Here is a 12,435-nt window from a genome sequence, read left to right on the forward strand (position 1 = left end):
ACGCAAAGTTCGCTAATATATTCTTTGCGCTCTTTGCGTAATCTTGGCGTCTTTGCGGTGAAACTATGAATTATGAAAGCTTGTTCGTTTTTGCCCGCTGCTACCCAGATGGTCTACGACATGGGCCTGCAGGATTTATTGTACGGCGTTACGTTTGAATGCCCGGAACCAGCCCGCGCCGAAAAAACCATCCTGGTGCGATGCGTGCTGGAAGGGCACGACTACAGCAGCGAAGAAATCGACCGGATTTTTTCGGCCTCCAAAGCCGAAGGGCGCAGCCTATACTACGTGGAAGAAGACGCTCTGCATCAGATTGCACCCGACGTAATCTTCACGCAGGATGTCTGCGAAGTCTGCCAGATCGATACGAAGTGCACACACGCAGTGCTGGACCGATTGCCTAAGCAACCCACCGTAGTACCGCTGACGCCCCAGAGCCTGACCGATGTGTTCGATACGGCCGTGGCCATTGCCTCGGCGCTGGGGCATGAAGAAGCGGCTTACACGTATCTGCAACGGTTGCGCGACCGGATTGACGCGGTGATTGACCGGTTGCGGGCCGAGCGGGCGCTACCCAAACGTGTCATGGTGATGGAGTGGATGGCCCCGATTTATAACTGCGGCCACTGGATTCCGCATCAGATTGCCTATGCGGGCGGTATCGACATGCTCGGCAATCCGTCGGGCGATAGCATCGTCACGTCCTGGGAGAAAGTTCGCCGGTATGACCCGGAGGTGCTGGTGATTGCGCCATGCGGGTTCGCAACCGACCGGACGCTTCAGGAACTGTCGGTGCTGGAGCGGCAATCCGGCTGGCACGAACTGCGGGCCGTACAGAACAAAGCCGTTTATATTGCCGACTATGATTTGTTTACGCAACCCTCGGCGGCTACCTTAGTGGACGGTATTGAACTCCTCGCGGCTTGTTTCCACCCCGATCTGTTCGCCGTTCCTGAAGCCTTACGCCATAAAGTTCATGTCCTGTATGCTCCCTCGACAAGCGTATCTGCATCTGATTACGGGCGGGGCGCGTAGCGGTAAAAGCCGGTATGCGCAGGAACTGACCCGGCAGTGGAGCGAAACGCCTATTTACGTAGCAACGGCCCGGGTCTGGGACGATGAGTTTGCTGAGCGGGTAACGCACCACCGGCATGACCGTGGTCCGGAATGGACCGTTTTTGAAGAGCAGCGGTACGTCAGTCGGTTACCCTTAGCAGATCAGGTGGTGATGATAGACTGCGTAACGCTCTGGCTGACCAATTTCTTTCTCGATACGCAACAGGACGTAGCGCAGTCGTTATATTTGTTCAAACAGGAAATCGATACGTTGCTGACGATGCCCGGTCGGTTCATCATCGTAACGAATGAGCTGGGCATGGGTGTTCATGCCGAAACAGCCGTTGGTCGGGCATTTACCGACTTGCAGGGCTGGGCCAATCAATACGTAGCTGGCCAGGCCGACGCCGTTACCTTAATGATCAGCGGGATACCAGTACCAATCAAAACAGCGATACCATGAACAAAGCCATCATGAACTGGAGCGGGGGCAAGGATTCGGCGCTGGCGCTCTACCACGCCCGGGAGTCGGGACAATGGGACGTAGTAAGTCTGCTGACGACCGTCAACGAGCAGCACAACCGTGTGAGTATGCATGGTGTCCGGGCGGACTTGCTGATGGAGCAGGCCCGGCAACTCCGGCTGCCGCTTCACCAGTTGCTGCTGCCCGGCGACGTATCGATGGAAACCTACAACGCCCGGATGTTCGAAACGTTGCAAGCGTTTCAACAACAGGGTGTCACGCATTCCATCTTCGGCGATATTTTCCTGGAGGATCTCCGGCAGTACCGCGAAACGCAGCTCCAGCAGGTCGGTCTCAGGGGCGTATTCCCGATCTGGCAGCGTAGTTCCACGGATCTGATCCATGAGTTTGTTGATCTGGGTTTCCGGGCGGTATTGGTCTGTGTGAACGAAAAGCAACTGAGTCGCGAGTTCGTTGGCCGCGAACTGGACCTGGATTTATTGAAAGACCTGCCCAAAACGGTTGATCCCTGCGGAGAAAACGGCGAGTACCATACCTTCGTTTACGACGGGCCTCTGTTCGCTCAGCCCATTCCAATCGAGAAAGGAGAGGTAGTGCGCCGAACCTACGCCCCATCCGGTGGCAGCGACTGCCATACCGATCAAACGGATAGTGACTGGGACACGGGTTTCTGGTATCAGGAACTCTGGTTGGCGCCCCAGGAAGTGGCCATTCCGTAGCCACCCAGAGCAGGATAATTCATAAACAGCGATGCGGTAGTTTTGGCATTCATTTGCCTTTCATTACTAAATTTACGAGTTATCGTACAATGCGTTGCCTTACTCGTTTCTGTTTATGACATCCTTCCGAATCCCCTTCTCATCCTCTATGGCCCGGCGGGCGCTGGTCTTTTCAGCGGCCGGATTGCTCGTGGGAGGAGCGCTGATTGGCGCGTATCAGAACCGTAATCTCAACCAGGCGTCGGGAACATATCTGAACCGGCTCTTCGCGCAACTGAGCGACGACGACAAACACGACCCGAAGTACGCCGTTGGTAGCCTCAATATCGCTCCCGGACTGGAAGCTACGCTGTTCGCAGCCGAGCCGATGCTGACCAACCCGACCAACATCGATGTGGATGCCAAAGGTCGCGTTTGGGTCTGTGAAGCGTACAACTACCGCCCGGCCATCAACGGTAACCCAACCCACAAGGAAGGCGACCGGATCGTGATTCTGGAAGACCAGAACGGCGATGGTAAGGCCGACGTGAGCAAGGTGTTCTATCAGGGGCCAGACGTTGAATCGCCCCTGGGAATCTGGGTGCAGGGCAACAAAGTAATTGTGTCGAATAGTCCGAACGTCTACGTCTTCACCGACGAAAACGGCGACGATAAGGCCGACAAAAAGGAGTTACTTTTTACCGGTATCGGTGGCGAGCAGCACGACCACGGCATGCACACCTTCGTGTTCGGGCCCGATGGTAAGTGGTACTTCAACTTCGGTAATTCCGGCGAACAACTCCTCGACAAAGATGGTAAGCCGGTCATTGACAAAGTTACCGGGAAAGCCATCAACAAAGAAAACTTCAAGCAGGGCATGGTGTTCCGCTGCGACCCGGGCGGTAGTAACGTAGAAGTGCTGGGGCATAATTTCCGGAATAACTACGAAGTCGCTGTTGACTCCTACGGCACACTCTGGCAGTCGGACAATGACGACGACGGCAACAAGGGCGTCCGGATCAATTTCGTTATGGAAGGTGGTAACTATGGTTACACCGACGAAATGACCGGAGCGGGCTGGCAGGCGAATCGCACCAATATTGAGCCCGAAATTCCGAAACGCCACTGGCACCTGAACGACCCGGGTGTTGTGCCGAATCTGCTGCAAACCGGTGCCGGTTCACCAACGGGTATCATTGTGTACGAAGGTACGTTGCTGCCGCAGCAGTTTCAGGGACAGATGATTCACTGCGATGCTGGCCCGAACGTAGTCCGGTCGTATCCGGTTACGAAAGACGGTGCTGGTTATAAGGCCAGCATTGTGAACATTCTGGAAGGCGCCCGCGACCAGTGGTTCCGCCCGGCCGACGTGTGCGTAGCGCCGGATGGGTCGCTGATCATCGCCGACTGGTATGATCCGGGGGTGGGAGGTCACCAGGCTGGCGATCAGAACCGGGGTCGGGTGTACCGCGTTGCTCCGCCCAATACGCCTTACAAACAGCCAAAAGTAGACGTTTCGACCACCGAAGGAGCTATTGAAGCCCTGCAAAGCCCGAGCATGGCTATTCGCTACGCCGGTTGGAACAAGCTTCACGAAATGGGTGCGAAAGCGGAAAAGCCGCTGGCGAAATTATACAAAACTGCCGCCGACCCGCGCATGAAAGCCCGTGCGCTGTGGTTGCTGAGCAAGCTGCCCAAAGGTAAATCATACGTTGAAACCGCGCTGAAAGACCCTAATCCGGACCTGCGCATCACGGCCTTACGTGCGGCTCGCCAGCTCAGTAACGACCTGACCATCGCGGCTGTGAAGCAACTGGTCAGCGACCCCGACCCGCAGGTACGTCGTGAGTGCGCCATCGCGTTACGTCGCAGTGCAGCGGCCGAAGCCCCGGGTCTGTGGGCGCAACTGGCCGCCAAACATGACGGTAAAGACCGCTGGTATCTGGAAGCCCTCGGTATCGGGGCCGACGGCCAATGGGACAGTTACTACGCTGCCTGGCTGAAGCAAATGGGTAATGAACGCGACGGCGCCCCGGCCATTGCCAGTGCCGCTGGCCGCGATATTGTCTGGCGGGCCCGTACGAAAGAGTCAGTACCCCTCCTGGCTAAGCTGGCCGCCGATCCGGGCGTTGATCTGAACAACCGGCTGCGGTACTTCCGGGCGTTCGATTTCAATTCCGGCGCCACTGAGAAGTCAACGGCGCTGCTGAACATCATTCAGTCGGGACAGAACACGGACGTAAACAAACTGGCGCTGCGTCACCTCGACCCGGCGTTTGTGCAACAGAATAAGGTAGCCATGACCGCCCTCCAGAACCTGCTGGATCAGGTCTATGGCAAACCGGACTATATGGAACTGGTAGCCCGCTACGAACCTGCTTCCGAAAATGCCCGGCTCCGCCAGTTGGCACTCGACAAGCCAAGCGATAATGTCGGCAGCGCAGCCGCCCGTCAGTTGCTCAAACAGAAAGGCAGTTCGATGGTGTGGGACGTACTAAACGGTACTGATCCGGATGCCGCGGTCAGTATGGTGACCGCGTTACGTCGGGTTGGCAGCAAAGAATCGCTGGACATATTGAAAACCGTAGCGCTGGACGAAAAACGGTCGACGGCCTTGCGTATGGAAGCAAACCGCGCACTCGGAGGCAGTGGCAACGGCGAAGATATGGTGATTGCCCTGTTGAAGTCCGGTGATATTAAAGGCGATTACAAAAAAGCCGCCGTACAGGGTGTCAGCGGTGCCTGGCGTAAGAAAATCCGGCAGGAAGCCGCCAGTTATCTGGACGGTGGTAACAGCGCGGAAGGCAAGAAACTACCTACAATGAACGAACTGCTGGCCATGAACGGCGACGCCAGCCGTGGGGTTACGGTTTTCAAAACCAACTGCTCAACCTGTCATCAGGTCAACGGCGAAGGCATGGATTTCGGACCAAAATTGTCGGAGATTGGCAGTAAACTTCCCAAGGAAGGGCAGTATCTGGCTATCCTGCACCCCGACGCGGGTATTAGTTTTGGCTACGAAGGCTACGAAGTGAAGTTCAAAGACGGCAGCACCATGGCCGGTATCATCGCCAGCAAAACCGAAACTGACCTTCAGATGAAGTTTCCGGGCGGTGTTGTGCAGAACTACAAGATGGCCGATGTGGTCTCGATGAAGAAGATGGATTCGTCCATGATGCCGTCCGGTTTGCAGGAAGCCATGAGCACCCAGCAACTGGTGGATCTGGTGGAATATCTGGCAAGTTTGAAGAAAAAATAATTCTTTTCTTTGTCTGCCAGTCGCATGATCGGCTGGCAGACACAATTGATCCTTTCCTTTTTATGCAACGACGCAACTTTGTAAAATCAACATTTGGTCTAGCCGGAGCGGCAATAACTGGGGGAACCGCAGCCGGCGACTGGCATTCACAACCGGCTTCACTGGCCAAGAACAGTTTCAAACTCAAGTACGCTCCGCACTTCGGCATGTTTGAGAACAGTGCCGGTAAAGACCTGATTGATCAGCTCAAGTTCATGGCTGACATGGGCTTCACCGCGCTGGAAGACAACGGCATGATGGGTCGCGATGCGGCTACGCAGGAAAAGATTGGCAAAGAGCTTGATCGACTCGGCATGACCATGGGTGTGTTCGTAGTCGATAAAGGGGGCAACTCACAGAACACCCTCGCGGCTGGTAAGAAAGAACACATCGACATTTTTCTGAATGGCTGCAAGCGCGCAGTTGAAACGGCTAAGCGCTGTAACGCCAAGTGGATGACGGTCGTACCCGGTGATTTTGAGCGTAATCTGCCGATTGGTATTCAAACCGGCCATGTGATCGACGCGCTACGTCGGGGTGCCGAAATCCTGGAGCCAAATGGTTTAGTGATGGTGCTGGAACCGCTCAGCGATACGCCCAACCTGTTCCTGCGTACCTCCGATCAGACCTACGAAATCTGCCGTGGTGTAAACAGTTCCGCCTGTAAGATTCTGTTTGATATCTACCACATGCAGAAAAACGAAGGGCACATCATTCCGCACATCAATTGGGCCTGGAACGAAATCGGGTATTTCCAGATTGGCGACAACCCCGGTCGGAAGGAGCCAACTACCGGCGAAATCAACTACAAGAAGGTGTTCGAGTACATCCACAAGAAGATGAAGGAAGACAACCGCGATTTTATCTTCGGTATGGAACACGGCAACTCAAAGCCCGGCAAAGATGGCGAGGTAGCGCTGATCAAAGCCTACGTCGAGTCGGATAGTTTTCAGGTCTAATCCATTCGGTACAATTCATAAAAAAAGGCCCGACCAGACGGTCGGGCCGACCAGACGGTCGGGCCTTTTTTTATGAATTGTACAATTACTTCAATACAACTACAGAGTTTTCTTCGTTGGAAACCCCACTTGCTACATACTTATCAGCGTCCTTATCGTTTGTCCACTTCTCACCATCAAGTACAAAACGATACTGGTATTCTGCACCTACAGGGAGTTCGAGTGTCGTTTTGTATGAACCATCTTTTTGCTTCTTGAGGGGGGAGGCACTTACATCCCAGCCATTAAATTCACCAGCCAGCGAAACAGTTTTAGCACCATTCACGGCATCGGCCGGTAATTCAAACGTTACTTTAGCAACCGGTTTACTTTTGAGAAATTGCTTGGCAACAGCCATACGGATCGATTGTTTAGTTCGTGGGACAAAATTATATTACAAAAATTACAAGATCATAATAGTCAGGGTTTTAAGGGCTAAACTTCTTGCTAAAATACTAAGCAATGTATTTTGTTTTATACTGCCATCGAAAAAGTAGACAATTTTTTACTGTACGGCCCCTTCCCTATGTAAGTGGCTGTAAGTGCGGTATTCACGCGTCCAGTTGCGGGCTCCTTCCAGTGCAAAATAACAAAAAATCAGGTACTCAAGGCTGACCAGTTTTACCCCTTTTACGTAGTACATGTAGGCCGAAATCAGGTCAATAATCAACCAGAGGTACCAGCATTCCAGCTTCTTGGGGATCATCAGAAAGGTGGCGATGATGCTCATGGTGGTGGTGAACGAGTCCAGATACGGAAACGCACTCGGCTTGGTAAATAACACCGGGAACCACTCATGCAACCGACTCGCAGACGTACCCAGCAGGACGGTAACCAGCGACCCCGCCGATAGCCAGGTTAGTAGCTCCCGGGTAGTTAGCCGGGAAACGCGAAGTTCGCGCTGCCGGACCACTTCATCGGCCTCCGGATGCGTCCACCGCCACCAGCCGCGCAGGTAGGTGATGACGAAAAACACTTGCAGAAACATATCGGGATACAACTGAATTTGATAGAAGAGGAAGAAAAACAGGACTGCGCTCAGCACGCCCACCGGCCATGTCCAGGTGTTGTTGCGGGCAACCAGCCAGGTAGCCAGCCCGCCGGTGGAGACACCTATCAGTTCCAGGTAACTCATCGAGTAGCCCCAAAGAGTGAAGGCAATCGTATTAATGTCAAAAAAATCGGTCATAGTTGGAAGTAATCAGCGGGGGTTTTTACCTTTAGCCCTGCGAAAGTACAGCCTTACCTTGGTTATGCCATACCGAATAAGGCAGCTTTGTTCACTAACCTAATAACCAGTCTATGCAACGCATTGCCATGTTAGGGGGCGGCTTCATCGGCCGCTTTTATGCCGAATCACTACACGGCCAGCGCAGCCGCGACCGGGTGGTAGCCATCTACGCCCGCCGGGAAGAAACCGCTAAAAAGTTTGCTGACGACTACGGGTGCTCCGTCTGGTCGACTGATATGGAGGAGGTAATTGCTCATCCCGATGTCGATATGGTCTGCATTGCCTTGCCCAACAATCTCCATGAGCCTGCCGTTCAGCTTTGCGCCAAGCATAAAAAGAATGTAGTCTGTACGAAGCCGCTGGGACGTAACGCTGACGAGGCTTTACGCATGGTACAGGTGGTTGAAGAAGCTGGGATCTTTGCAGGATACCTGGAAGACCTATGCTACACGCCGAAGTTTCTGAAGGCGATGGAATCGGTTAAGAATGGTGCACTGGGACGTATTCTGTGGGCAAAGTCGCGCGAAACACACCCGGGCCCGCACTCGAACTGGTTCTGGGACAAGGAGCAGGCCGGTGGCGGTTGTATGCTCGACCTGGGCTGTCACTGCGTTGAGATTGCCCGTAATTTCATTGGTAAGGACGTACGGCCCGTAGAAGTGATGTGCTGGGCGGCTACGCAGGTGAAGCCAATCGATGCCGAGGACCACGCGATCGCCCTTGTGAAGTACGAAAACGGCGCGATCGGCCAGTTTGAAGTGAGCTGGACATTCCGGGGTGGTATGGACCTGCGCGACGAGGTGATGGGTACCGAAGGAACGATCTGGATTAACAACTTCCTGCGCACCGGCTTCGAGATGTTCACGACCGGCAAAGGAGCCGACTACGTAGCGGAAAAAGCGGAATCCAACACGGGCTGGTTATTTCCCGTGGGCGATGAGGTCAACGACCTGGGCTACAACCACATGTTTACGGACATGTTCTTCGCGGCCGAGGAAGGCCGCGAAGCCGCTGAAACCTTCTACGATGGGTACGTCGTCAATGCCATTCTGGATGCGGCTTACAAATCGGCCGAAACCAAACAATGGGAACCGGTGAACCTGCCCGTGTGGCGCGGCAAAGAAGGCCTATCGCAGGAGCAAACCCTGACGGACTACGACGAGCAACACTATCTCATTAAAGAAGAAGTAACCCACGACGGCCGGCATAAGGTGATCCTGAAGGAGAAAGCCAGCGGAAAAATCGTTGAGCGGGATTTGGTGTAATGAAACTGGCGCAGGTACCAACCTTGCGCCAGTTTGTTTTCTACTTGCTTGAAATGACCTGGCTTACTAACAAACGAATTGTCGTCGTAGGCGGCACAACCGGTATTGGCTTATCAGCGGCTCAGTCATTCGTTCGCGAAGGGGCCAGAGTTGTTGTTGTCGGGCGGAACCCGGAAAGCTGTACGGCGGCTGAACGGCAACTTAACGGCGATGGGCTGGCTATGTCGGGCGATGCGGCTGACCCACAAACGGCCAATAAAGCGATCGCGTTGTGCCAAACCATTTTCGGGGGATTCGACGGGTTGTACCACGTAGCAGGTGGCAGTGGTCGACGCATGGGCGACGGACCCCTCCATGACCTGACGCTGGAAGGCTGGAACTTTACCGTCAACCTGAATCTGACCTCACTGATGCTGTCGAACCAGGCGGCTGTTCGGGCGTTTCGGGCGCAGAAAACCGGCGGAACCATTCTTAACATGGGCTCCGTGCTGGGTTCATCGCCTTCGCCGGCCTACTTCGCTACGCATGCCTACGCAGCCATGAAGTCGGCGGTGATTGGCTTTACCAAATCGGTAGCGGCTTACTACGCCCACGACAATATCCGCGTCAACGTACTGGCGCCGGCCTTAGTCGAAACGCCCATGGCCCAACGAGCCGCCAATGACGATACCATTATGGCCTTCACCCGTACCAAACAACCCCTGGATGGCGGGCGCATCGGTCAGCCCAACGACCTCGACGGAGCCGCGGTTTATTTTATGTCCGATCAGTCAAAATTCACCACCGGGCAGGTATTGACCGTCGACGGCGGGTGGAGTGTTTCGGAAGGACAACTATGAACGCGATCGGCATTGACCTTGGTGGTACGTGGATCAAGGGCGTACTGATGGATATCTACACGGGCGAAATCGTCAAGCAGCTTTATCACCCGACCAACGGCGACAATGACCGAAGCGACGCCCATTGGAAACAGGCCGTCGCCGAAACAGTAGCTGATCTGCGGCAACAAAGCCCGGGATCGGTAAAGGCCGTTGGGTTGTCGGCACCGGGTTTGCCCAATGAGTCCAACCAGTACATTGCGTTCATGCCCGGCCGGTTGCAGGGACTGGAAGGCTTCCACTGGGGCCATTTCCTGAACGATCGTGTTTACGTAGTGAACGACGCCCACGCGGCCCTGATGGCCGAAAGTCGCTTCGGGGTAGCCAAAGGGCACAGCAACGTAGTGATGTTAACGCTGGGAACGGGCGTCGGGGGCGGCATACTGATCGATGGAAAGCTGCACCAGGGTTCATTCCAGAAAGCGGGCCATGTAGGCCACATCACGGTCGATTCCGAAAGCGACCGCGACATTACGGGCGTACCGGGTAGTCTGGAAGACGCGATTGGCAATGTTACCATACAGAAGCGGTCGCTGGGCCGGTTCTCCTCAACGTATCAACTGCTCGAAGCCTACAAACGGGGCGATTACTTTGCGCAGTGGCTCTGGCTTACGTCCGTGCGGAAGCTGGCGGTGGGAGTTAGCTCGCTGATTAACTGTTTCTCGCCGGAACTGGTCGTGCTGGGGGGCGGCATCACGCAGGCCGAAGATGACCTGCTGCTGCCTTTAGCCGAATTCATGAGCTTATACGAATGGCGTCCCGGTGGGCAGGCCACGCCCGTCAAGATTGCCCATTTTGGCGATATGGCTGGTGCTATCGGGGCCGCGAGTTTTGCTATTCAGACATCACTATGATTCAACAATACCTTCAAAAATGCCGTGCTATTCTCGATACGGTCGAGCAGCAGCAGGCGCAGGTACAGCAGGCCGCCCGCTGGTTCGCTGATTCCATCCTGGCCGGCCGGATGGTGCACGTCTTCGGCTCCGGCCACAGCCGGATTATGGTCGAGGAGATGTGGCCGCGCTACGGTTCCTTTCCTGGCTTTAACCCCATCGTTGAGCTATCGCTGACGTTCCATAACCTGGTCGTCGGGGCAAACGGCCAGCGGCAGGCCATGTTCCTGGAGAATGTACCGGGCCTGGCCGACCGCATTCTACGTAACTTCGACCTGAGTGCTCAGGATTCCGCGCTGATCATTTCGTCGTCGGGCTGCAACGTCGTACCAATTGAAATGGCTGAACTATTCCAGCGACACAGCGTCAGGGTCGTGGCACTGATTACGAAGGAACACTCCGAAAAAAGCACCAGCAAACGCGCTGATGGCAAAAAACTCGGCGATTTTGCAGATCTGGTTTTAGATACAGGTGCCCCCGTCGGTGACGCGATGGTGACGGTGCCGGGACTGGACACGCCCGTAGCACCGGGTAGCACGGTCGGTGGCGCGGTGCTGGTCAACTGCATCAAAGCCGAGGTTGCCCGTCTGCTGACTGAAGCCGGGCAGCCGCCTAACGTCCTGAGTGCCGGGGCTGTTGTTGGCTCCGAACGGGCCGTGGAACTGTTCGAAGCCGCTTACGATGAGCACGCACACCGGCTGGCTAAGCTCTACGAAAACGTAGGGATTGCTTCCTACGTATCAAAATCAAACGCTCATGAATAAGATCAACGTCATTGACAAATACGGCCTGTTCAACGACCATTGGAATCCGCGTATTATCGGTGAACTCAACGGCCAGCACGTTAAAATTGCCAAGGTGAAGGATGAATTTATCTGGCACAGTCACGAGCAGGAAGACGAACTGTTTCTGGTATGGAAAGGGACGTTAATCATGGATTTTCGGGACAAAACCGTTGAGATAGCCCCCGGCGAAATGCTGATAGTGCCCAAAGGCGTTGAGCATCGGCCACGAACCAATGGCGAAGAGGTCTGGATCATGATGCTGGAGCCGACCACTACTGTTAACACAGGGGCGGTCGACAACGAACGTACCCGGAAGGAACTAGAGAGTATCTGAGTCGTATGATCAATACCCGGCGCCTGACCCTTGTTCCACTGACCCTCCAGCAGCTTCAACTGCACGTTGCGGATAGCCACCGGCTGGAGCAGACGATGGGTTTACTGCCCGGCCATCGGCAGGTGACGGAGCCGTTGCTCAGCATAATCGTTCACTTCACTGTTCCCCGGTTGAAAGACCCTGCCTTTGATCCTATTTTCCATACGATCTGGATTGCCATTGATCGCGAAAAACGACAGATTGTCGCCGATGCCAAGTTCAAAGGTGAGCCCGACGAAACCGGTACGGTCGAGATTGGCTACGGTACCTACCCGGCTTTTCAGCGGCTGGGCTACATGAGCGAAATGGTGAGCGGACTGCTGGCCTGGGCAAAGCAGCAATCTGACATACGGCGTGTGGTGGCCGATACGGACGTGGAGAACGTAGCGTCCCAAAAAGTGCTGGAAAAAAACGGATTTCGCCTGTTCGGACGGGTCGAGCATCTGCTGTGGTGGGAGTTTGTGTTCGATGAGTAG

The 12,435-nt window shown here is 54.8% G+C and carries 13 protein-coding genes; 11 read left to right on the forward strand and 2 right to left on the reverse strand.

From position 1 onward, the window contains the following. Window positions 1-72 precede the first annotated feature (72 nt). The 5 genes from BN8_RS01175 to BN8_RS01195 all read left to right on the forward strand — a co-directional run bounded on the left by BN8_RS01175 (window position 73) and on the right by BN8_RS01195 (window position 6,495). On the forward strand, window positions 73-1,035 hold the full coding sequence (locus BN8_RS01175; protein WP_009279935.1) for an ABC transporter substrate-binding protein: 963 nt from the start codon (window positions 73-75) through the stop codon (window positions 1,033-1,035). Beyond that, on the forward strand, window positions 986-1,519 hold the full coding sequence (cobU, locus tag BN8_RS01180) for a bifunctional adenosylcobinamide kinase/adenosylcobinamide-phosphate guanylyltransferase (RefSeq protein ID WP_040005217.1): 534 nt from the start codon (window positions 986-988) through the stop codon (window positions 1,517-1,519). Before BN8_RS01175 ends, cobU begins: the two co-directional genes overlap by 50 nt. Beyond that, window positions 1,516-2,259: a Dph6-related ATP pyrophosphatase gene (locus BN8_RS01185; RefSeq protein ID WP_009279937.1), complete on the forward strand. Its 744-nt coding sequence runs from the start codon at window positions 1,516-1,518 to the stop codon at window positions 2,257-2,259. The genes cobU and BN8_RS01185 overlap by 4 nt, the downstream gene beginning before the upstream one ends. A gap of 115 nt (window positions 2,260-2,374) precedes the next feature. Next, on the forward strand, window positions 2,375-5,497 hold the full coding sequence (locus tag BN8_RS01190; protein ID WP_009279938.1) for a PVC-type heme-binding CxxCH protein: 3,123 nt from the start codon (window positions 2,375-2,377) through the stop codon (window positions 5,495-5,497). Window positions 5,498-5,559: 62 nt separating this feature from the next. Continuing rightward, window positions 5,560-6,495, forward strand: a complete 936-nt coding sequence (locus BN8_RS01195; RefSeq protein WP_009279939.1) for a hydroxypyruvate isomerase family protein — start codon at window positions 5,560-5,562, stop codon at window positions 6,493-6,495. A gap of 85 nt (window positions 6,496-6,580) precedes the next feature. On the opposite strand, the gene BN8_RS01200 is transcribed toward BN8_RS01195, so the two are convergent. Together BN8_RS01200 and pnuC are read right to left on the reverse strand one after the other, a co-directional pair. Next, window positions 6,581-6,892, reverse strand: coding sequence for an isoamylase early set domain-containing protein (locus tag BN8_RS01200; RefSeq protein ID WP_009279940.1), 312 nt, complete (start codon window positions 6,890-6,892; stop codon window positions 6,581-6,583). 147 nt (window positions 6,893-7,039) lie between these two features. Continuing rightward, a complete protein-coding gene (pnuC, locus tag BN8_RS01205) occupies window positions 7,040-7,723 on the reverse strand; it encodes a nicotinamide riboside transporter PnuC (protein WP_009279941.1) in 684 nt (227 codons plus the stop codon). 113 nt (window positions 7,724-7,836) lie between these two features. On the opposite strand from pnuC, the gene BN8_RS01210 reads away from it, so the two are divergent. The 6 genes from BN8_RS01210 to BN8_RS01235 are packed head-to-tail and all read left to right on the forward strand — an operon-like array spanning window position 7,837 to window position 12,435. Further along, window positions 7,837-9,030, forward strand: coding sequence for a Gfo/Idh/MocA family protein (locus BN8_RS01210; RefSeq protein ID WP_009279942.1), 1,194 nt, complete (start codon window positions 7,837-7,839; stop codon window positions 9,028-9,030). Between the two features lie 53 nt (window positions 9,031-9,083). Next, window positions 9,084-9,869 carry an SDR family NAD(P)-dependent oxidoreductase gene (locus BN8_RS01215; RefSeq protein WP_040005348.1) on the forward strand — a complete coding sequence of 262 codons (786 nt, stop codon included), beginning with the start codon at window positions 9,084-9,086 and terminating at the stop codon, window positions 9,867-9,869. After that, window positions 9,866-10,762: an ROK family protein gene (locus BN8_RS01220; protein WP_009279944.1), complete on the forward strand. Its 897-nt coding sequence runs from the start codon at window positions 9,866-9,868 to the stop codon at window positions 10,760-10,762. The genes BN8_RS01215 and BN8_RS01220 overlap by 4 nt, the downstream gene beginning before the upstream one ends. Continuing rightward, on the forward strand, window positions 10,759-11,565 hold the full coding sequence (locus tag BN8_RS01225) for a sugar isomerase domain-containing protein (RefSeq protein ID WP_144051552.1): 807 nt from the start codon (window positions 10,759-10,761) through the stop codon (window positions 11,563-11,565). The genes BN8_RS01220 and BN8_RS01225 overlap by 4 nt, the downstream gene beginning before the upstream one ends. After that, window positions 11,558-11,920, forward strand: coding sequence for a cupin domain-containing protein (locus BN8_RS01230; protein WP_009279946.1), 363 nt, complete (start codon window positions 11,558-11,560; stop codon window positions 11,918-11,920). Before BN8_RS01225 ends, BN8_RS01230 begins: the two co-directional genes overlap by 8 nt. 5 nt (window positions 11,921-11,925) lie before the next feature. Beyond that, window positions 11,926-12,435 (forward strand): GNAT family N-acetyltransferase, encoded by a 510-nt coding sequence (locus BN8_RS01235; protein WP_009279947.1) that lies wholly within the window; start codon window positions 11,926-11,928, stop codon window positions 12,433-12,435.

Origin of the sequence: Fibrisoma limi BUZ 3, from assembly GCF_000296815.2 — a bacterium.
Lineage (GTDB): Bacteria > Bacteroidota > Bacteroidia > Cytophagales > Spirosomataceae > Fibrisoma > Fibrisoma limi.